The 19,919-nt window shown below is 63.5% G+C and carries 17 protein-coding genes; 2 read left to right on the top strand and 15 right to left on the bottom strand.

From position 1 onward, the window contains the following. Positions 1–107: 107 nt before the first annotated feature. The 5 genes from LB553_RS01785 to dusB all read right to left on the bottom strand — a co-directional run bounded on the left by LB553_RS01785 (position 108) and on the right by dusB (position 7,494). Complete coding sequence (locus LB553_RS01785; RefSeq protein ID WP_224509948.1) at positions 108–1,469, bottom strand: sigma-54-dependent transcriptional regulator; 1,362 nt, start codon at positions 1,467–1,469, stop codon at positions 108–110. Beyond that, the gene (locus LB553_RS01780) at positions 1,459–3,750 is read right to left on the bottom strand and encodes a sensor histidine kinase NtrY-like (RefSeq protein WP_224509945.1); all 2,292 of its coding nucleotides are present in this window, start codon (positions 3,748–3,750) and stop codon (positions 1,459–1,461) included. Before LB553_RS01780 ends, LB553_RS01785 begins: the two co-directional genes overlap by 11 nt. A gap of 119 nt (positions 3,751–3,869) precedes the next feature. Next, positions 3,870–5,330, bottom strand: coding sequence for a nitrogen regulation protein NR(I) (gene ntrC, locus LB553_RS01775; protein ID WP_224509941.1), 1,461 nt, complete (start codon positions 5,328–5,330; stop codon positions 3,870–3,872). Further along, the gene (locus tag LB553_RS01770; protein ID WP_224509938.1) at positions 5,327–6,469 is read right to left on the bottom strand and encodes a two-component system sensor histidine kinase NtrB; all 1,143 of its coding nucleotides are present in this window, start codon (positions 6,467–6,469) and stop codon (positions 5,327–5,329) included. The genes ntrC and LB553_RS01770 overlap by 4 nt, the downstream gene beginning before the upstream one ends. Then, on the bottom strand, positions 6,466–7,494 hold the full coding sequence (gene dusB, locus LB553_RS01765; RefSeq protein ID WP_224509935.1) for a tRNA dihydrouridine synthase DusB: 1,029 nt from the start codon (positions 7,492–7,494) through the stop codon (positions 6,466–6,468). Before dusB ends, LB553_RS01770 begins: the two co-directional genes overlap by 4 nt. A gap of 253 nt (positions 7,495–7,747) precedes the next feature. Between dusB and LB553_RS01760 the strand changes: the two genes are divergently transcribed. Further along, positions 7,748–8,977 (top strand): bifunctional 2-C-methyl-D-erythritol 4-phosphate cytidylyltransferase/2-C-methyl-D-erythritol 2,4-cyclodiphosphate synthase, encoded by a 1,230-nt coding sequence (locus tag LB553_RS01760; RefSeq protein ID WP_224509933.1) that lies wholly within the window; start codon positions 7,748–7,750, stop codon positions 8,975–8,977. Next, positions 8,974–9,462, top strand: a complete 489-nt coding sequence (locus tag LB553_RS01755; protein ID WP_224509929.1) for a CinA family protein — start codon at positions 8,974–8,976, stop codon at positions 9,460–9,462. Before LB553_RS01760 ends, LB553_RS01755 begins: the two co-directional genes overlap by 4 nt. On the opposite strand, the gene LB553_RS01750 is transcribed toward LB553_RS01755, so the two are convergent. The 10 genes from LB553_RS01750 to eno form a co-directional block, all read right to left on the bottom strand. Next, the gene (locus LB553_RS01750; RefSeq protein WP_224509926.1) at positions 9,459–9,914 is read right to left on the bottom strand and encodes a type II toxin-antitoxin system RatA family toxin; all 456 of its coding nucleotides are present in this window, start codon (positions 9,912–9,914) and stop codon (positions 9,459–9,461) included. The genes LB553_RS01755 and LB553_RS01750 overlap by 4 nt on opposite strands. Positions 9,915–9,920: 6 nt before the next feature. After that, positions 9,921–10,886, bottom strand: a complete 966-nt coding sequence (lipA, locus tag LB553_RS01745) for a lipoyl synthase (RefSeq protein ID WP_224509923.1) — start codon at positions 10,884–10,886, stop codon at positions 9,921–9,923. A 128-nt stretch (positions 10,887–11,014) separates the two neighbouring features. Then, positions 11,015–11,272, bottom strand: a complete 258-nt coding sequence (locus LB553_RS01740) for a GlsB/YeaQ/YmgE family stress response membrane protein (protein WP_095765464.1) — start codon at positions 11,270–11,272, stop codon at positions 11,015–11,017. 138 nt (positions 11,273–11,410) lie between these two features. Then, complete coding sequence (gene lpdA, locus LB553_RS01735; protein ID WP_224509920.1) at positions 11,411–12,877, bottom strand: dihydrolipoyl dehydrogenase; 1,467 nt, start codon at positions 12,875–12,877, stop codon at positions 11,411–11,413. A 222-nt stretch (positions 12,878–13,099) separates the two neighbouring features. Continuing rightward, positions 13,100–13,738, bottom strand: a complete 639-nt coding sequence (locus tag LB553_RS01730; RefSeq protein ID WP_224509917.1) for an SGNH/GDSL hydrolase family protein — start codon at positions 13,736–13,738, stop codon at positions 13,100–13,102. A 132-nt stretch (positions 13,739–13,870) separates the two neighbouring features. Continuing rightward, on the bottom strand, positions 13,871–15,235 hold the full coding sequence (locus tag LB553_RS01725; RefSeq protein ID WP_224509914.1) for a pyruvate dehydrogenase complex dihydrolipoamide acetyltransferase: 1,365 nt from the start codon (positions 15,233–15,235) through the stop codon (positions 13,871–13,873). 18 nt (positions 15,236–15,253) lie between these two features. Further along, positions 15,254–16,648 (bottom strand): pyruvate dehydrogenase complex E1 component subunit beta, encoded by a 1,395-nt coding sequence (locus tag LB553_RS01720; protein ID WP_224509912.1) that lies wholly within the window; start codon positions 16,646–16,648, stop codon positions 15,254–15,256. 15 nt (positions 16,649–16,663) lie between these two features. Further along, positions 16,664–17,701, bottom strand: a complete 1,038-nt coding sequence (gene pdhA / locus LB553_RS01715; protein WP_224509908.1) for a pyruvate dehydrogenase (acetyl-transferring) E1 component subunit alpha — start codon at positions 17,699–17,701, stop codon at positions 16,664–16,666. Positions 17,702–17,876: 175 nt separating this feature from the next. Further along, positions 17,877–18,200, bottom strand: coding sequence for an FtsB family cell division protein (locus LB553_RS01710; RefSeq protein ID WP_224509905.1), 324 nt, complete (start codon positions 18,198–18,200; stop codon positions 17,877–17,879). Between the two features lie 156 nt (positions 18,201–18,356). Then, positions 18,357–19,631: a phosphopyruvate hydratase gene (gene eno / locus LB553_RS01705; protein ID WP_224509902.1), complete on the bottom strand. Its 1,275-nt coding sequence runs from the start codon at positions 19,629–19,631 to the stop codon at positions 18,357–18,359. Positions 19,632–19,919 lie beyond the last annotated feature (288 nt).

The following is a 19,919-nucleotide window of genomic DNA, read 5'->3' as shown; positions in this document are numbered from 1 at the left end:
TGGCCGTAATGAACAATCGCGTGGGCCAAGCCGGTTCTATGCAATCGGGGCGGAAGGCTACGGCGGAGCCGCCGAGCCTAACCGCTGCACACTTTTCGCGGAATTGCTTAGACTCCCAGCGACTTCAGCTTGCGGTGGAGTGCCGAGCGCTCCATGCCGATAAACTCGGCCGTCTTCGAGATGTTGCCGCCGAAGCGGTTGATCTGGGCGATCAGATAGTCCTTCTCGAACTGCTCGCGTGCCTCACGCAGCGGCAGCGCCATGATGTGCTGGTCCGACTGGTTGGGCGTGCGTGGCATGACGTCGCCGATCTCTGAGGGCAGAAGGTCGGCGGTGATCGGGGCATCGGGATTGTCCCCTCGCGCCAGGATCATCAGTCGTTCGACATTATTGCGCAGCTGGCGAACATTGCCCGGCCAGTTGTGCGCCTGCAGCACGGCCAGCGCATCATCGCCAATGCGGCGCGGCTTGATGCCGGCCTGACGCGCGATCTGCTTCATGAAATTGTCGACGAGGTAAGGGATGTCCTCGCGCCGCTCGGCTAGCCCCGGCACCATGACCGGAACCACCGCCAGGCGATGGTAAAGGTCCTCCCGGAACCGGCCGTCGGCGATCATCGCCTCGAGGTTCTGCGAGGTCGAGGAGATGATGCGGACATCGACCTTGACGCGCTTCGTGCCGCCTACCCGCTCGAACTGCTGCTCGACCAGCACGCGCAGGATCTTGTTTTGCGTCTCGCGCGGCATATCGGCGACCTCGTCGATGTAGAGGATGCCGCGATGCGCCTCTTCCAGCGCGCCGACCTTGCGCTCGGTGCCGTTCGATTCGGTGCCGAACAGCTCGATCTCCATGCGTTCGGGCGTGATGGTGGCCGCGCTCAGCGTGACGAACGGACCGGTCTTGCGCGACGACAGCGCGTGGATGGCGCGCGCCGTCAGTTCCTTGCCGGAGCCGGAAGGGCCGACGATCATGACGCGGCTGTTGGTGGGCGCGACACGCTCGATGGTCTGCCGCAGCTGGCTCATGGCCGACGACATGCCGATCAGGTCGAAGGTCTCGCCGCTGCGCTGTTTGAGGTCGGAAACCTCACGCCGCAGCTTGGATGTCTCCAGGGCGCGCTCGGCGATCAGGATGAGGCGATCGGCCTTGAACGGTTTCTCGATGAAGTCGTAGGCGCCGCGCCGGATGGCCGACACCGCCGTTTCGATGTTGCCGTGGCCGGAGATCATCACCACCGGCATGCTCGGATGCATGGTCTTGACCTCGTCGAGCAGCGCCAGGCCGTCGAGGCGGGAGCCCTGCAGCCAGATGTCGAGGAAAATGAGCCGCGGCGCGCGGTCCGCGATCGCCGCAAGGGCGCTGTCGGCATCGTGTGCCGTGCGGGTTTCATGACCCTCGTCGCTCAGTATACCGGCGACAAGTTCGCGGATGTCTTCCTCGTCATCGACGATGAGAATGTCAGACGCCATTATCGACCTTTTCAGTTTCTCGTTCGTGTTCGTTTCGGCCTTCACCGCGTGGCGGCGCGGCTACGACCGTTGCCGGCGGCAGGATGATCGAGATCATCGCACCCCGGCCACCATGGAAATCCGGCGGCGCGTCGTGCAATTCGAGACGGCCGCCATGGTCTTCCACGATCTTCTTGACGATAGCGAGGCCAAGCCCGGTGCCCTTTTCGCGCGTCGTCATGTAGGGCTCGAGAAGCCTTTGGCGATTCTCGCGCGGCAGCCCCTTGCCGTTGTCGATAACATCGATTCGTATGGCGCCATCTTGGCGTCCGGCCTGAATCCGGATTGTGCCGTCCGAACGGCCTTTCGCATCAAGTCCGTCGATCGCCTCGGCGGCGTTCTTGATGATGTTGCCGAAGGCCTGAGCCATCAGGCGGCTGTCGAAAGTGCCTTTCAACGGCTCGCTGCCGAAGTCGCGTTCGAAGGCGATGTCGGAGCGGCTGACCTCGACCAGGAAGGACGCTTCGCGCAACGACTCACGAAGGTCTATCGCCTTCATCTCCGGCTTCGGCATACGGGCGAAAGCCGAGAATTCGTCGACCATACGGCCGATGTCCTCGACCTGGCGGATGATGGTATCGGTGCACTGATCGAAAACCTCGCGGTCCTCGGTGATGACCTTGCCGTAGCGGCGCCTGATGCGCTCGGCCGAAAGCTGGATCGGCGTCAGCGGGTTCTTGATCTCGTGCGCGATGCGCCGCGCCACATCCGCCCAGGCCGACGAACGCTGCGCCTGGACAAGATCTGTGATGTCGTCGACGGTGACCACGTAGGATTTCTCCTCCTCGCCGTCGTCGCCGGACTCGACCGTGACCTGGACATTGAAGGTGCGCTCCAGGCCGGTGCGAAAGAAGGTCACCTGCTCGCGATAGACCGGCTTGCCGGACTGCCGCCCGATCTCGAAGACGCGGCCGACCAGCGGCAGGACCGCCGAAAGATTCTGGCCGAGCGTCGCATTTGCCGAAATGGTCAGCATGGTCTCGGCCGAGCGATTGACGATGGTGATGGTGCCGTAGGGGTCGACGCCGATGACGCCGGCCGTGACGCCGGCGAGCACCGCCTCGGAGAAACGCCGGCGCTCGTCGATCAGATCCTTGGCCGAGAGCAGCTCGTTGCGTTGCGATTTGAGCTCGAGGATCATGTTGTTGAAGGTCTCGCCGAGCGAAGCGACGTCGCCATCGGACTGACGCACGGGAACGGCAACATCGAGATTGCCGGTCGCCACCTCGTCGGCCGCGCCGATCAGCTGGCGGATCGGCCGCACGATCCGGTCGGCGACCGCAATGCCTGTCCAGATCGCCGAAAGCGTGATGATCAGCGTGAGCGACAGATAAGGCAATGCGAAGGCGACCTGCGAGGTCCGGCGATTGTCTTCCAGGTTGCGGTATTCGTCGGTGTTGCCCCTGACGATCTGGCGCGCCTTGATCACGTCGGGATCGACCAGCCGGATTGTATAGAGGTAAAGCCCTTCGATCTCGCGCAGTTTGATGATGGCACCCATGATGTTGCGGGTGCGCGGCTCGATCAGCACCGGCTTGCCGTCGGCCGCGGTGTCGACGGCACCCGCGGGCGGCTCCGGTATCGGAAAATCGGCATCGGTCTTGGCGTTCATGACGAACGAGCCGTCAGGCTTGATCAGGGCCGCATGCGCCAGTCCGCGGCCTACGGCTTCCTTGTTCAACAGATCGAGGAAACCGCCCTTGTCGAGACCATAGAGCGTGCGCGAGGCATCGAGATCGTATGCCATGGACAGTGTCGTGCCCTGGAGGTTGCGCGCGTTCTCTTGCACATAAGCGTCGGCAATCGAGAGCGACGAGTTGACGATAGTCTTGGTGCGGATTTCGAACCAGCGGTCCAGGCCGATGTCGAGCGTGATCGAGGCGACGATCGCCACCATGATGGCCGGGATGGCGGCAACCAGCGCGAACATGGCGACGATGCGCACATGCAGCCGCGAGGCAGCCCTGCCGTGGCGCCGTGCCAAGACGATGCGACGTACCTCGCGGGCGATCAAGGCGATCAGGAACAGAACGAACACGGCATTGGCCGCGATCAAGGCCCAGGTCGCACCGGCGTTCGGTGCGATCGGCGTCGCGCCGACCAGGATGGCAAACGAGATGGCTGCCGTGATCATCGCGCCGGCAATGGCGACCACGCCGGGCAACGCCAGCAACCGTCGCCCGTCACGCGTGCCGGTTTGGTTGAAAAGCGGTTGGTTCAGGGTCGGAGCCTCAGCTGCCATGTCGCGGTACAGAGTCGGTCATCGCGTCGGATGTATGCAACGCATTGTGGCGATTATGCAACAAGTGTGGCCGGGAAGATAATCTTTCCCGGGCAATTCACCGAAATAAGGAAGCGACGCTACGGCTGCCTAGCCGACTTGTAGACGTTGACGCCAAGCTCGCGGATCTTCTTGCGCAGCGTGTTGCGGTTGAGCCCCAGAAGCTCCGCCGCCTTGATCTGGTTGCCGCGCGTCGCCGTCATCGAAGCCAGCACCAGCGGATACTCGACCTCGGCGAGAATGCGCTGATAGAGCCCGGCTGGCGGCAATTCGCCGGCGAAGGAGGCGAAATAACGCTGCAGGAAATGCTCGACCGCCTGGCCGATCGACAGATCGTCAGGGATGAGCGCGCCGCCGTCCGGCACGACCGGCCTTTCGCCGGTCTTGAGCTCGGACTCGATGATCTCCGACGAAATTTCGTCCTGCGAATAGAGGGCGGCCAGCCGGCGCACCAGGTTTTCCAGCTCGCGCACGTTGCCCGGCCAGGGATAGCGCTTCATAAGCTCGATGCCGCCGGACGAAATGCGCTTGGTTTGCAGGCCCTCGCTGGCGCCCTGCTTGAAGAAATGCCGCACCAGGTCGGGAATGTCCTCGGAACGCTCGCGCAGCGCCGGCAGCCTGAGCGGCACGACGTTGAGACGGTAGAACAGGTCCTCGCGGAACAGGCCCTGGTTGATCAGCGTGCGCAGGTCCTTGTTCGTGGCCGCGACGATGCGCACGTCGGTCTTGATCGGCGTGCGGCCGCCGACCGTGGTGTATTCGCCCTGCTGCAGCACGCGCAGCAGCCGCGTCTGCGCTTCCATCGGCATGTCGCCGATCTCGTCGAGGAACAGCGTGCCGCCCTCCGCTTGTTCGAACCGGCCGCTGGAGCGGTTCTGGGCGCCGGTGAAGGCGCCTTTCTCATGGCCGAACAGTTCCGATTCGATCAGGTCGCGCGGAATCGCGGCCATGTTGATGGCCACGAACGGGCCGCCGCGGCGGCGGCCATATTCATGCAGCGCGCGCGCTACCAGCTCCTTACCGGTACCGGATTCGCCGCTGATCATGACCGTGAGGTCGGTCTGCATCATGCGCGCCAGCATGCGGTAGATATCCTGCATGGCAGCGGAGCGGCCGACCAGCGGCATCGTCTCCGGCTGGTCTTCCGCGCGGGCATCGAGCTTCGGCCGCTTCGGCTCGGCCAGCGCCCGGTTGACGATGTTGAGCAGTTCGGTCAGGTCGAACGGTTTCGGCAGATATTCGTAGGCGCCGGTCTCGGAGGCGCGGATGGCGGTCATGAAGGTGTTCTGGGCGCTCATGACGATGACCGGCAGCTCGGGCCGCGCCTTCTTGATGCGCGGCAGCATGTCGAAGGCGTTTTCGTCGGGCATCACCACATCGGTGATGACGAGATCGCCCTCACCCGCCGCCACCCAGCGCCACAGCGTCGAGGCATTCGAGGTTACGCGCACCTCATGGCCGACGCGTGACAGCGCCTGATTGAGCACGGTGCGGATCGCCGCATCGTCGTCAGCGACCAGAATATTGCCGCGAGCGCTCATGTGCGGTCTCCTTCAGCTTCGTCGCTCGAGCCTTGCGAAATCTCTTTCCAGGCCGGCAGCAGAATGCGGAACGTGGTGCCGCGCGGCGTCGAATCGCATTCGATGATGCCGCCATGCTCGCCGACGATCTTGGCGACCAGGGCCAGCCCGAGGCCGGAGCCGTTCGGCTTTGTGGTGATGAACGGATCGAACAGGATCGGCAGGATGTCTTCGGAAACGCCGGGGCCATTGTCACGCACGCAGAATTCCAGCGGCAGCGAGACTCGGTCTTGCGTGCCGGGCACGGAGACGCGGATGCCCGGGCGGAAGGCCGTCGACAGCACGATCTCGCCCTGCGGGTCGGCGCCGATCGCCTCGGCGGCGTTCTTGACCAGATTGAGAAAGACCTGGATCAGCTGATCGCGGTTGGCGAAGACCGGAGGCAATGATGGATCATATTCCTCCAAAATCTTGATCCGCCTTGCAAAACCGTTCTTCGCGATCGCCTTCACATGATCGAGAACGACGTGGATGTTGACCGGATACCGCTCGATCGGCCGCTCGTCGGAAAACACTTCCATGCGGTCGACCAGCGAGACGATGCGGTCTGTCTCGTCGGTGATCAGGCGAGTCAGCGCGCGATCCTCGTCGGAAGCGGAAAGCTCGAGCAACTGGGCGGCGCCGCGGATGCCGGAGAGCGGGTTCTTGATCTCATGCGCGAGCATCGCGGCAAGGCCGGTGACGGAGCGCGCCGCACCGCGATGCGTCATCTGGCGGTCGATCTTGTCGGCCATCGACCGTTCCTGGAACATGACCACGACCGAGCCCGGAAACTCCGGCACCGGCGCGACATAGAGATCGACCATCTTCTCTATCCCGAGGCGCGGCGACGACACGTCAACGCGGTATTCATTGACCGGCGCGCGGCGCTCGCGTACCTGGTCGACCAGCGTCAGCAATGGGCTGCCGAAGGGCACCAGCTTGGCGAGCGTGTTGCGGGCAAGCATATTCGCGCTGGAGCGGAAGAAGTCCTCGGCATCGGCGTTGGCGAAAGTGATAAAGCCGTCGGTATCGACCATGATCACCGGGCGGCGGATGGTGTTGAGCACGACATTGGCGGCATCCGCCATATCGGCCTGCCGGGGAACATCGGCCTTCATGCTGCGCTCCGCAAGCTGATCGATGGCAGGCTGTCGGCAAACACGCTGCGCAAGCCTGCAATGACCTCCCTCGGTTCGAAGGACGTGAGAATGGCTTTGCGCTGCTCGGCTGAAACATCGGGAGCATGGCGGTCGAGATACCAGCCGAGATGCTTGCGCGCCTGGCGCAGCCCGCTTTCTATGCCGTAGAGCGAGAGCATATCCTCGTAATGCGAGACGACGTAGTCGGCGAGCGCCTGCGGGGTTTGCGGAATGCCTTGAGCGGATGCACCAGTTGCGGCGGCCGCAATGTTGCCCGCGACCCAGGGGGCACCATAATGCGCGCGGCCGATCATCACCGCGTCGGCGCCGGATTGTTCGAGGATGGTCGCCGCCTCTTCCGGCGAGCCGACATCGCCATTGGCCACCACCGGGATCGAGACGGCTTGCTTGACGCGCGCGATGGCACGCCAGTCGGCCTTGCCCTGATAGAACTGGCAGCGCGTGCGGCCATGCACGGTCACCATCCTGACGCCGGCCTGTTCGGCGCGGCGCGCCAGCATCGGCGCGTTAAGCGCGCTTTCGTCCCAGCCGAGCCGCATCTTGACCGTCACCGGCACCGACACGGCGCCGACCACCGCCTCTATCAGCGACAAGGCATGGTCGAGGTCGCGCATCAGCGCCGAGCCGGCATAGCCGCCGGTCACCTTCTTCGCCGGGCAGCCCATGTTGATGTCGATGATATCGGCGCCCTCGCCCGCCGCGATTCGCGCGCCCTCGCTCATATGGATCGCCTCGCGGCCGGCGAGCTGCACCATATGCACCGGCAGGCCGGAATGGCGGATGCGCAGGTCGCAGCCGGCCCTGCCCTTGGCTAGTTCGCCGCTCGCCACCATTTCCGAAACGACCAGCCCCGCACCATGCGCATGGGCACGCTGCCGGAACGGCTCGTCGGTGATGCCGGACATCGGCGCCAGGAAAACCCTATTGCGGATTTTTATCCCGCCGACATCGAGTGGCGATGCCAATGTGGTCAGTTCAGTCATGCACAAAAACCAAGCATGTTCCATCGTTGCACATTCTCTAGCCAGAAGTGTGGCATTGTGCAACGCGCAATGACGTCACATTAAGGCGCATTTTGGAAAATGCTGGCCTTCGGCCATCACCCCGACTAGAGCATGATGCCGAACAGTGTGAGCGGTTTTCGGCCGACATCATGCTCTACTTCTTTGATTTAGAGACGGATTCAGATTTCAGGTCGAATCCACCTGAAATCATCCGGCTCTAGGACCGATCGGAATGAGCGAGGCAAGCGAAAAGCAAGCGGCCGCCCCAAGCGGCGGGATCGGGGTGGTGATCGTTGCTGCCGGCCGCGGCGCGCGCGCCGGGCAGGCCGACGGTCCGAAGCAGTATCAGCGCATCGGCGGCCGCGCCGTCATCGCGCACACGCTGGATATCTTCCTCTCCCATCCGAGGATCGGTCCAGTGGTCGTGGCCATCCATGCCGACGACGCCGAACTCTTCCAACGCGCGGCCGAAGCGCATGGCGATCGTCTTGTCGCCGTCATCGGCGGCCCTTCGCGCCAGGCGTCCGTCCGGCTCGGCCTCCTGGCGTTGAGGGACCAGGCACCGGCAAAAGTGCTGGTGCACGATGCCGTGCGCCCCTTCGTCGATACCGGGCTGATCGACCGCACCATCGAGGCCATCGGCGAGCGCCAGGGCGCGCTGCCGGCACTGCCCGTCGCCGACACGCTGAAGCGGGAATCGGCGGCCGGCATGATCGATGAGACGGTGTCGAGGGACGGCCTTCATGCCGCGCAGACGCCGCAGGGTTTTCCGTTCTGGCCGCTGCTCGCCGCGCATGAGAAGGCGCATCACCTGGGCAAGACCGAGTTCACCGACGATGCGGCGATCGCCGAATGGGCACAGATACCGGTCAAGATCGTTCCCGGATCGCCGGACAACGTCAAACTCACCTGGGCAAGGGACATCGCATTGGCCGACCAGCGGCTTTCGAGCGCGCAGCAGCGCTTCCCGGATATTCGCACCGGCAATGGCTATGACGTGCACGCGTTCGAGCCCGGCGACCAGGTAACGCTCTGCGGCGTCGCCATTCCCTATGAGCGAAAACTCTCCGGCCATTCTGACGCCGATGTCGGACTTCACGCCCTGACGGACGCGCTGCTCGCCACCTGCGGCGCCGGCGATATCGGCACGCATTTCCCACCGTCCGATCCGCAATGGAAGGGTGCTGCCTCGAAGATATTCGTCGAGCACGCGGCGAAGCTGGTGCGCGAGCGCGGCGGCCGCATCGCCAATGCCGACATTACGCTGATCTGCGAGGCGCCGCGTGTCGGGCCGCATCGCGCGGCGATGACGGAGGCGCTTTCCGCCATGCTCGGCATTGCGCCCGAGCGCATTTCGATCAAGGCCACGACCAACGAGAAGCTCGGCTTTGTCGGGCGCGGCGAAGGTATCGCCGCGATCGCCACCGCCAGCGTCGTCTATCCGGGCGAGGTGCCGGCATGAGCAACGCCGAACGCGCCATCGCTTTGCTCCAGGCCTGCCAGCAGCGCGGCATCATGCTGGCGACGGCCGAAAGCTGCACCGGCGGTCTGATCATCGCCGCGCTGACCGACATTGCCGGATCCTCCGCCGTGGTCGATCGAGGCTTCATCACCTATTCCAACCAAGCCAAGATGGAGATGCTCGGCGTTTCCGCGGCCACGCTCGATGCGCATGGCGCGGTCTCGCGCGAGACGGTGCTGGAGATGGCCGCGGGCGCGCTGGCGCACTCGCAAGCGAGCCTGTCGCTCGCCGTCACCGGCATTGCCGGCCCCAGCGGCGGCTCGGCCGATAAGCCGGTCGGCCTGGTCTGGTTCGGGATAGCGCTTGCCGGACAGCAGATCGTCGCGGAGCGGCAATTGTTCGGCCACAAGGGCCGCGAATTCATCCGGCATGAGACGGTGCGGCACGCGCTGCAACTCGGGTTGCGGGCGCTGGGCGAACGTTAGGCGGGCTTTACACCGTAAATCACGTTTGCCCGTTTCTCGAAGGCTTCCGAGAACATGCGGAAGGCACGGTCGAACATCGTGCCCATCACGGCGCCGAGTATGCGGCTCTTGAATTCGTAGTCGATGAAGAAATGCACCTCGCAGCCGGCGCCGGCGGGGTCGAAGCGCCAGATATTGCTGAGATATTTGAACGGGCCATCTATGTATTTGACGTCGATCGCTTTCTCGTCGGGCTTCAGCAGCACCTGTGTCGTGAAGGTCTCGCGGATTGCCTTGTAGCCGATGCTCATGTCGGCAACCAAGATCGTGCGGCCGTCACGCTCCTTACGCGAGCGCACGGTGAGCGATTCACACAGCGGCAGGAATTGCGGGTAAGCCTCGATGTCCGCCACCAGCGCGAACATCTCGTCGGGCGTATGTGCGACGCGGCGTGTCGCCTCGAATTTCGGCATCGAAGGTCAGTTGGCCTTCGCGAGCTGCGCCTCGCGCGCCGCGCGCAGCCTGGCGAAATCCTCGCCGGCATGGTGCGAGGAGCGCGTCAGCGGGCTCGACGCCATGAGGAGAAAACCCTTCGTCTTGCCGATCGTCTCGTAGGACTTGAACTCGTCCGGCGGGATGAAGCGGATCACCGGATGGTGCTTCTTGGAAGGCTGCAGATACTGGCCGATGGTCATGAAGTCGACATTGGCCGAACGCAGATCGTCCATCAACTGCAGCACCTCGTTCCGCTCCTCGCCGAGGCCCACCATGATGCCGGATTTGGTGAAGATCGACGGGTCGAGTTCCTTGACCCGCTGCAAAAGCCGGATCGAGTGGAAATAACGCGCGCCGGGGCGAACCGTCAGGTAATTCGACGGCACGGTTTCGAGATTGTGGTTGAAGACATCGGGCTTGGCGGCAACGACGATCTCCAGCGCGCCGTCCTTGCGCAGGAAGTCAGGCGTCAGGATCTCGATCGTCGTCAAAGGCGTTGCCGTGCGGATGGCGCGGATGACGTCGGCGAAATGCTGCGCCCCGCCATCGGCCAGATCGTCGCGGTCGACGGAGGTGATGACGACGTGGCTCAGCCCCATCTGCTTGACGGCGTGGGCCACGCGCGGCGGCTCATCCGGATCGAGCGCGGTCGGGATGCCTGTCGCGACATTGCAGAAGGCGCAGGCGCGCGTGCAGATCTCGCCCATAATCATGAAGGTGGCGTGCTTCTTGTCCCAGCATTCGCCGATATTCGGGCAGCCGGCCTCCTCGCACACCGTCACCAGCTTGTGCGACGTCACGATCTCGCGCGTTTCGGCATAGCCCTTCGAAACCGGCGCTTTGACGCGGATCCAGTCAGGCTTGCGCAGCACCTCCTGGTCGGGCCGGTGCGCCTTCTCGGGATGCCGCGGGCGCGGCCGGTTGGCGATCGTGTCTACGACTGTGACCATCTCGAACCCTTCGCGGCCGGGATTCCGCCGGCCGCCTGTCTTGCGTCATCTAGGACTTTTCGGGACAAAGAAAAAGGCCGCGGCAGCGCATGCCGCCGCGGCCATTTTCGCATAACGGTGGCTTCGGGTCAGCGACGCACGAGCCGTCCGACGAAGATCAGCAGGCAGGCGCCGATGAAGCCGGTGATCAGATAGGCGACCCAGCCGACGCCGAACGACTGGATGTTGAGAGCCTGCAGGATCGCGTTCAGCACTATCGCACCGACGATCCCCATGATGATGTTCATGAAGATACCGGTGTTGCTCTTCATGACCATCTCGGCCAGCCAGCCCGCCAGGCCGCCGACGATGATGGCTGCGATCCAGCCGACGCCATTCATATGCATGTGCCAATTCCTCCTCGATCAGGTGAAAATGCATCCGGATACGAACCGCCTTGCCGTCAGCTTTCTCCGGCTGCCGCGTGTGAGACTCGCCCGACCACGTTAGCACGTATTGGCCATCGATCACCGATTGGTGACCTATCATGCGTTCAAAACGCGGCCATAGGCGTCGAGCACACTCTCCTTCATCATTTCCGACAGCGTCGGATGCGGGAAGATCGTATGCATCAGCTCTTCCTCGGTGGTCTCCAGGTTCATAGCCACCACAAAACCCTGGATGAGCTCGGTCACCTCGGCGCCGACCATATGCGCGCCGAGCAGCTGCCCGGTCTTCTTGTCGAAGATAGTTTTGACGAAGCCCTGGTCCTCGCCGAGCGCGATGGCCTTGCCGTTGGCGCTGAACGGGAAGCGGCCGACGCGGATATCCTTGCCTTCCGCCTTGGCCTTCGCTTCGGTCAGGCCGACGGACGCGACCTGCGGGCTGCAATAGGTGCAGCCGGGGATCTTCAGCTTGTCGATGGGGTGCACTCCTGGGAAATTGGCGATTTTCTCGACACAGACCACGCCTTCGTGCTCGGCCTTGTGGGCGAGCATAGGCGGGCCGGCCACGTCGCCGATCGCATAGATGCCGGGCACATTGGTCTTGCCGTAGCCGTCGACGACCACGCAGCCGCGGTCCGTCTTCACGCCAAGCGCTTCCAGGCCGAGATTCTCGATGTTGCCCTGCACGCCGACGGCCGAGATCATGCGGTCGGCGGTGATCTTCTCGACCTTGCCGTCCTTCATCTCGACGTGCGCGGTGACCGAATTGGCGCCCTTTTCAACCTTGGTCACCTTGGCCTCGAGGAGGATCTTCATGCCCTGCTTCTCGAACTGTTTTTGCGCGAATTTCGAGACTTCGGCGTCCTCGACCGGCATCACCGCCGGCAGCAACTCGACCACCGTCACATCGGCGCCCATGGTGCGGTAGAAGGAGGCGAATTCGATGCCGATGGCGCCCGAGCCCATCACCAGCAGCGACTTCGGCATTTCCTTCGGCACCATGGCCTCGAAATAAGTCCAGATCAGCTTGCCGTCCGGCTCGATGCCGGGTAGCGCGCGCGGCCTGGCGCCGGTCGCCAGGATGATGTGCTTGGCCGTGTAGGTGCCCTCGCCCTTGACGCCCTTCGGCACCGGCGGTTGCGGCTCCATTGCCTTCTTCGCGGTCTTCGAGACGACGACCTCGCCCGGTTTGTCACCGGCAGGAGCCTTCGAAAGCTTTGCCTCGCCCCAGATGATATCGACCTTGTTCTTCTTCATCAGGAAGCCGACGCCGGTATTGAGCCTCAGCGACACTTTTCGCGAGCGGTCGACCACGGCGGCGGTGTCGGGGATGATTTTACCGCCTTCAAGCTTCAGCCCGTAATCCTTCAGATGATCCGAATAATGCATGATCTCGGCGGAGCGCAGCAGCGCCTTGGTCGGGATGCAGCCCCAGTTCAGGCAGATGCCGCCAAGATGCTCGCGCTCGACGATTGCCGTCTTGAAGCCGAGCTGGGCGGAGCGCACCGCCGTGACATAGCCGCCGGGGCCTGAGCCGATGATGATGACGTCGTAGGATTCAGCCATTTTATGGTCCTTATTGAAGCGACGCTTTGCCGATAGGGGGCTTTGGTATCGCCCATGGCTCATGCATCAGCATTGGAGGCCTGAAAGTTGGCTCATGCATTAGTACCGACAGGGCGTCGAGAGCCCAGAGTCCCACAAATGCAGAGCCTGTAATCAGCCGACTTCGACGGCCTTGCCCACGCACAGCCAACCAAAGGCCAATGATCAGAAATGCATTGGCTATCATGTCGCTAACATCACACGCACGAGCGGCGCCAGCGCCTGGCCGATCCGCCGCGTGTTCTCGGCATCGAGATGGACGCCGTCGAGCGGCGTGGTGGCAGCGACAGTGCCCGCGTCGAAGAAGCCGCAGCCGGCCTCGTCGGCCAGCGCGGAATATTGCGGCGCCAGCCGCTTGGACGCGTCGTCACCGCCGGCGAACATTTCCTTGAATTCGGCATTGTCGGTGCGTGTCACGACAGGCGGCGCGACAATGAGGATCTGTGGGGCCGGCCAGTCGAACGGATAGGCATGGCCGCGCACGATGTTGATCAGCCGCTCCATGCCCTGCTTGGCGGCGACCGGATTCCCGTGGATCCAGGGCTTCATGTCGTTGGCGCCGAGCATGATGATGATGAGATCAAGCGGCGCATGGCTGGTCAGGATCGTCGGCAGGATGCGGGCGCCGTTGCGATCGGCACCGGCCAGATGGTCGTCGAAGGCCGTGGTGCGGCCGTTGAGGCCTTCGGCGATGACCTCGACGTCACCCCCTAGTTCGGCCCCAAGAACGCTCGGCCAGCGGTCCTCGAGCGCATGGCGGCCGAGGCTGGCGGCATCGTAGCCCCACGTCAGGGAGTCGCCGTAGCAAAGAATTGTCTTCATGCGGTTGTCCCACCCTTGCCGAAAACTGGCTGCGAGCGCCTGCCGCGCCGGCGCGCGAAGAGCTCGCCGTCGGGATCGAAAATGATCAGGGCGAAAAGGCTGGTGAAGAATTTCCGCACCGCCTTTTCCTTCCTACACCAGCATGCCCATCGGATTTTCGATCAAGCGCTTGAAGGCGCCGAGCAGTTCCGCGCCAAGCGCGCCGTCGACGGCGCGATGGTCGGTCGATAAGGTCACCGACATCACGGTGGCTATTCTGATCTCGCCCTTCTTCACCACCGCCCGCTCCTCGCCGGCGCCGACCGCCAAAATCGTCGCATGCGGCGGGTTGATGACGGCGGCAAAATCCTTGATGCCGAACATGCCCAGATTGGACACCGCCGTCGTGCCGCCCTGATATTCTTCCGGCTTCAGCTTGCGGCTGCGGGCGCGGCTTGCCAGGTCTTTCATCTCGTTGGAGATGACCGACAGCGTCTTTTCATCGGCATGCCGGATGATCGGCGTGATCAGGCCGCCGGGGATCGACACGGCAACGCCGACATCGGCGTGCTTGTGCTTGACCATGGCGTTCTCCGTCCAGGAGGCATTGGCATCCGGCACCGCCATCAGCGCCATGGCCATGGCCTTGATCACCATGTCGTTGACCGAGAGCTTGTAGGCTGGAACCTCGCCCTTCTCGGTCTTCCTCATCGGTGCCGCGGCATTGAGCTGCGTGCGCAACGCAAGCAGCGCATCGAGCTCGCAGTCCAGCGTCAAATAGAAATGCGGGATGGTGGACTTCGCCTCGACCAGGCGGCGCGCGATGGTCTTGCGCATATTGTCGTGCGGCACGAGCTCGTAGGAGCCTTCGGCGAACAGCTTCAGCACCTGGTCGTCCGACATCGGCTTGGGTGCAGGCGCCGGAGCGGACGGAGCGCCGGCGGGCGCCTTCGCAGCTGGAACGCCGCCGGAAGCGATCGCCGCCTCGACATCGACCTTCACCACGCGGCCATGCGGGCCGGAACCGGTCAATGCCGTCACATCGACGCCGGCATCCTTGGCGATGCGGCGGGCCAGCGGCGATGCGAAGACGCGATCGCCGGCGGCGTGGCCGTTGGCGACGGGAGCAGGCTCGGCCTTCGCCGGCGCGGGCGCCGCAGCGGCTGCCGCTTTCGGCGCTTCCTTGGCCGCTTCAGGCTTCGGGGCTTCCGCTTTGGGAACTTCAGCCTTGGGCGCGGCATCGCCGCCGCCCTTGGCCGCGGCGCCGACATCCTCGCCCTCGCCGGCCAGGATGGCGATCAGCGCGTTGACCTTGACGCCCTCGGTGCCGGCCGGAACGACCAGCTTGGCGACCGTGCCTTCATCGACGGCTTCGACCTCCATCGTCGCCTTGTCGGTCTCGATCTCGGCGATCACATCGCCCGGCGAAACCTTGTCGCCTTCCTTGACCAGCCACTTGGAAAGATTGCCCTCTTCCATCGTGGGCGAGAGCGCCGGCATGGTGATGTTGATTGGCATGATGTCCTCCCGACCGGCTCAGCGATAGGTAACGGCTTTGACGGCCTCGACGACTTCACCGACGTTCGGCAGCGCCAGCTTCTCGAGATTCGCCGCGTAAGGCATCGGCACATCCTTGCCGGCGATGGTGATCACCGGCGCATCGAGGAAGTCGAAGGCGCGCTGCGAGACCTGGTTGGCGATGTGATCGCCGACCGAGTTTTGCGGAAAACCTTCTTCCACCACCACGAGACGGTTGGTTTTCTTCACCGAAGCGATGATCGTGTCGAAGTCGAGCGGCCGGATGGTTCTGAGATCGATGATCTCGGCATCGATGCCCATGCCGCGCAGCTCGGCCTCCGCCTTGACCGCATAGGTCATGCCGATGCCGAACGAGACGATCGTCACATCCTTGCCCTGCTTATGTATGCGCGCTTTGCCGATCGGCAGCACGAAGTCGTCGAGCTTCGGCACATCGAAGGAATGGCCGTAGAGAATCTCGTTCTCCAGGAAGATGACCGGGTTCGGATCGCGGATCGCCGCTTTGAGCAGGCCCTTGGCGTCGGCGGCCGTATAGGGCATCACCACTTTCAGGCCGGGAATATGGCTGTACCAGGCGGCATAGCACTGCGAGTGCTGGGCGGCGACGCGGGCCGCGGCTCCGTTCGGGCCACGGAAGACGATCGGCGCGCCCATCTGGCCGCCGGACATATAGAGCGTCTTGGCGGCCGAGTTGATGATCTGATCGATCGCCTGCATGGCGAAGTTGAACGTCATGAACTCGACGATCGGCTTCAACCCGGCCATGGCAGCGCCGACGCCGACGCCGGCAAAGCCGTGCTCGGTGATCGGCGTGTCGACGACCCGTCGCGGCCCGAATTCCTGCAGCAGGCCTTGCGTGATCTTGTAGGCGCCCTGGTACTCGGCGACCTCCTCGCCCATGACGAAGACGTCGCCGTCGCGGCGCATTTCCTCGGCCATCGCGTCACGCAACGCTTCGCGCACCGTGGTGGAAACCATCTCGGTGCCGGCGGGAATATCCGGGTCCGCCGCGATCTCCGTCTTCGGCGCGGCGACCAAGGGAGCCGCAGCCTGGCTCTTAGCTGTGGTAGGGGCCGGCGCGGGTGCGGCTTTTTCAGCCCTGGCGGGTTCTTCTTCGCCGATGCCTTCGCCGGCCTTGTCGACGTCCTCGCCGTCGACGGCGAGCACGGCGATGACCGCATTGACCTTGACGCCTTCGGTGCCGGCGGGAACCAGGATCTTGGCGAGCGTGCCTTCGTCGACGGCTTCGACTTCCATCGTCGCCTTGTCGGTCTCGATCTCAGCGATGACATCGCCGGCGACTACCTTGTCGCCTTCGCTCTTCAGCCATTTGGAAAGATTGCCCTCTTCCATCGTCGGCGAGAGCGCGGGCATGAGAATTTCGATCGGCATGTCCTTGCCCTCTCCTTAGAGTACGATGTCGGTCCAGAGCTCGGACGGATCCGGCTCGGCGTCGTTCTGGGCGAATTCGGCGGCATCGGCGACGATGTCGCGGACTTCCTTGTCGATGGCCTTGAGCTCGTCCTCGCTTGCCCACTTCTTGTCGAGCAGCCGCACCCGGACCTGCTCGATCGGGTCGTGCTCGGAGCGCATCTTCTGCACTTCCTCCTTGGAGCGGTATTTCGCCGGGTCGGACATTGAATGGCCGCGATAGCGGTAGGTCTGCATCTCGAGGATCAGCGGGCCATTGCCGGCGCGGCACCATTCGGTAGCGAGGTCGCCCGCGGCCTTCACAGCGCGAACGTCCATGCCGTCGACCTGGATGCCGGGGATCTTGAAGGAGGCGCCGCGGTTGGAGAAGTCGGTCTCGGCCGAGGAGCGCGACACGGACGTGCCCATGGCGTAGCGGTTGTTCTCGATGATGTAGATCACCGGCAGCTTCCACAGCGAGGCCATGTTGAAGCTTTCATAGACCTGCCCCTGGTTGGCGGCGCCGTCGCCGAAATAGGTCAGGGCGACGTTCTTGTTGTCACGGTAGCGGTTGGCGAAGGCGAGACCGGTGCCGAGCGACACCTGCGCGCCGACAATGCCGTGGCCGCCATAGAAATGCTTCTCCTTGGAGAACATGTGCATGGAGCCGCCTTTGCCCTTCGACAGGCCGCCGCGGCGGCCGGTGAGCTCGGCCATGACGCCGCGCGGCGACAGTTCCATCGCCAACATATGGCCATGGTCGCGATAGGCGGTGATCATCTGGTCGCCTTCGACCAGCGCCATCTTCATGCCGGTGACGACGGCCTCCTGGCCGATATAGAGATGGCAGAAGCCGCCGATGAAGCCCATGCCGTAGAGCTGGCCGGCCTTCTCCTCGAAGCGGCGGATCAAGAGCATGTGCCGGTAGGCGGAAAGCTCTTCATCCTTGGTGAAATCAGCGGGCTTGGGTGCTGACAGATTGGGCTGTTTGTCGGATCTGGATTTGGCGGGCGCTTTTTTGGCGGCGGTGGCCATGCGTCACTCCCTGTTGGCGTCTCTTTGCGGACATTCAGGGAGATCGATCGCCTCCCCACCGATTTGCGCGAGGCTAACATGCAAGGATGCATTGCGCCATGCTGAAAAATGCATGGCTGACATGCGTCTAAGCGATTAGAATCATTGCAAATACGAGCGATTAACCGAAATTCGGTTATTTTGTCGGAGCGGGCAGCATGATGGTGATTTCGTCGGGATGGGACAGATTGAGCGCCTTTCGGGCCTGCTCGTCAAGCATGTCCTTCTCCAGCGTGCCTTCGTGCATCAACTGGACACGGCGCTCAAAGTCGATCCGGCGTGCCTTCACGGTATCAAGCTGGGCCTGCAGTTCGACTGCCCGGGCCTCGAGCCGATATTTGGAGTAGATGCCGAACTCGCCGTGATAGGCATGGAAGCCGAAATAGGCCAGGAAGAGCACGCAAAGCGAAGGGATGATCAGCCTGCCGGTGTTTCTCTGCTTGTGCTGACGTGTCCACATGACCCGAACCCTCGCGGCCGCGAACGCAAGCGACCATGAGTCGTATTTCGCCCGATTGTGCTTAATGGACGGTTACGGACGACCATTGCAGGATCGCCGGAAACGAAAAAGGGCGGGAATGACCCGCCCTTTTTCAGACTGTTCGAACGGGCCGGATCAGCCCTTGACCACCGATTTGCCGGCGTAGCGCGCCTGTTTTCCGAGCTCTTCCTCGATGCGGATGAGCTGGTTGTATTTGGCCATGCGGTCCGAACGCGACAGGGAGCCGGTCTTGATCTGCCCGCAATTGGTGGCGACGGCGAGGTCGGCAATGGTCGAATCCTCGGTTTCGCCGGAGCGGTGAGACATGACGGCGGTGTAGCCGGCCTTGTGCGCGGTCTCGACCGCGTCGAGCGTCTCGGTCAGCGAGCCGATCTGGTTGACCTTGACCAGGATGGAATTGGCGACGCCCATGCGGATGCCGTCGCGCAGCCGCGCCGTGTTGGTGACGAAGAGGTCGTCGCCGACGAGTTGGGTCTTGTTGCCGATCAGGTCGGTCAGGATCTTCCAGCCTTCCCAGTCGTCCTCGGCAAGGCCGTCCTCGATGGTAATGATCGGATAGTCGGCAGCCAGCTTGGCGAGATACTTGGCCTGCGCCTTCGGATCGCGGGTCTTCTTCTCGCCTTCATAGACGTAGTTGCCGTCCCTGAAGAACTCGGTCGCCGCGCAGTCGAGGCCGAGCGCAACATCCTCGCCTGGCTTGAAGCCGGCCTTCTCAATCGATTCCATGATGAAATCGAGCGCCGCCGGCGCGCTATTCAGGTTGGGGGCGAAGCCGCCCTCGTCGCCGACATTGGTGTTGTGGCCGGCGTCCTTGAGCTTCTTGCGCAGCGTGTGGAAAATCTCCGAGCCCCAGCGCACGCCGTCGCGCAGCGTCGGCGCGCCGATGGGCAGGATCATGAACTCCTGGAAGTCGATCGGGTTGTCGGCATGCGCGCCGCCATTGATGATGTTCATCATCGGCACCGGCAGGATGTGCGCCTTGGTGCCGCCGACATAGCGGTAGAGCGGCAGGCCGGCGGCCTCGGCCGCGGCCTTGGCGACCGCCAGCGAGACGCCCAGGATGGCGTTGGCGCCGAGGCGGCTCTTGTTCGGCGTGCCGTCGAGCTCGATCATCGTCTGGTCGATATGGATCTGGTTCTCGGCTTCCATACCGCCGATCGCCTCGAACAGCTCGCCGTTCACCGCTTCGACGGCGCGCTGAACGCCCTTGCCGAGATAGCGTGGTCCGCCATCGCGCAGTTCGACCGCTTCATGCGCGCCGGTCGATGCGCCCGAGGGCACCGCGGCACGGCCCATGGAGCCGTCTTCCAGCACCACGTCGACCTCCACGGTCGGATTGCCACGGCTGTCCAGGATTTCACGCCCGACAATGTCGATGATGGCGGTCATTTGCGATGTCCCCGATTGATCGATTGAAGCGTCGCGCCCCTCTTAGCCAAAGCGGCGCAAAAGGCAATCGGCGCCGCCGCAATTATTGCCGCGGGCCGGATTCACGAAGCGCAAATTTCTGTCATCATAAGTCATGCGCATTGCGTGGCCTTCTCATCTATGGTCGCGTTCGCGCGGGGCGAAACAGGAGGAGTTTCGCCATGTCCCAGTTGAGCGGTATCGTGAGTTTGTTTCTGATCGCGGCGGCGTTCCTGACGTCCTGCGACGATCGGAAACCCCAGCAGAGTT

The organism is Mesorhizobium sp. CA8 (genome assembly GCF_020164955.1).
Lineage (GTDB): Bacteria > Pseudomonadota > Alphaproteobacteria > Rhizobiales > Rhizobiaceae > Mesorhizobium.
The sequence above is the reverse complement of the archived record's forward strand: the minus strand, read 5'-3'. Positions and strand labels throughout refer to the sequence as shown.

Excerpts from the sequence above, each read along its gene's own strand:
- lpdA (WP_224509920.1), bottom strand. The coding sequence starts at position 12,877 with ATGGCTGAATCCTACGACGTCATCATCATCGGCTCAGGCCCCGGCGGC.
- LB553_RS01725 (WP_224509914.1), bottom strand. The coding sequence starts at position 15,235 with ATGCCAATCAACATCACCATGCCGGCGCTCTCGCCCACGATGGAAGAG.
- LB553_RS01785 (WP_224509948.1), bottom strand. The coding sequence starts at position 1,469 with ATGGCGTCTGACATTCTCATCGTCGATGACGAGGAAGACATCCGCGAA.
- ntrC (WP_224509941.1), bottom strand. The coding sequence starts at position 5,330 with ATGAGCGCTCGCGGCAATATTCTGGTCGCTGACGACGATGCGGCGATC.
- LB553_RS01740 (WP_095765464.1), bottom strand. The coding sequence starts at position 11,272 with ATGCATATGAATGGCGTCGGCTGGATCGCAGCCATCATCGTCGGCGGC.
- LB553_RS01750 (WP_224509926.1), bottom strand. The coding sequence starts at position 9,914 with ATGCCGAAATTCGAGGCGACACGCCGCGTCGCACATACGCCCGACGAG.
- LB553_RS01710 (WP_224509905.1), bottom strand. The coding sequence starts at position 18,200 with ATGTGGACACGTCAGCACAAGCAGAGAAACACCGGCAGGCTGATCATC.
- LB553_RS01780 (WP_224509945.1), bottom strand. The coding sequence starts at position 3,750 with ATGGCAGCTGAGGCTCCGACCCTGAACCAACCGCTTTTCAACCAAACC.
- LB553_RS01755 (WP_224509929.1), top strand. The coding sequence starts at position 8,974 with ATGAGCAACGCCGAACGCGCCATCGCTTTGCTCCAGGCCTGCCAGCAG.
- pdhA (WP_224509908.1), bottom strand. The coding sequence starts at position 17,701 with ATGGCCACCGCCGCCAAAAAAGCGCCCGCCAAATCCAGATCCGACAAA.
- LB553_RS01720 (WP_224509912.1), bottom strand. The coding sequence starts at position 16,648 with ATGCCGATCGAAATTCTCATGCCCGCGCTCTCGCCGACGATGGAAGAG.
- lipA (WP_224509923.1), bottom strand. The coding sequence starts at position 10,886 with ATGGTCACAGTCGTAGACACGATCGCCAACCGGCCGCGCCCGCGGCAT.
- LB553_RS01760 (WP_224509933.1), top strand. The coding sequence starts at position 7,748 with ATGAGCGAGGCAAGCGAAAAGCAAGCGGCCGCCCCAAGCGGCGGGATC.
- dusB (WP_224509935.1), bottom strand. The coding sequence starts at position 7,494 with ATGACTGAACTGACCACATTGGCATCGCCACTCGATGTCGGCGGGATA.
- eno (WP_224509902.1), bottom strand. The coding sequence starts at position 19,631 with ATGACCGCCATCATCGACATTGTCGGGCGTGAAATCCTGGACAGCCGT.
- LB553_RS01770 (WP_224509938.1), bottom strand. The coding sequence starts at position 6,469 with ATGAAGGCCGATGTTCCCCGGCAGGCCGATATGGCGGATGCCGCCAAT.
- LB553_RS01730 (WP_224509917.1), bottom strand. The coding sequence starts at position 13,738 with ATGAAGACAATTCTTTGCTACGGCGACTCCCTGACGTGGGGCTACGAT.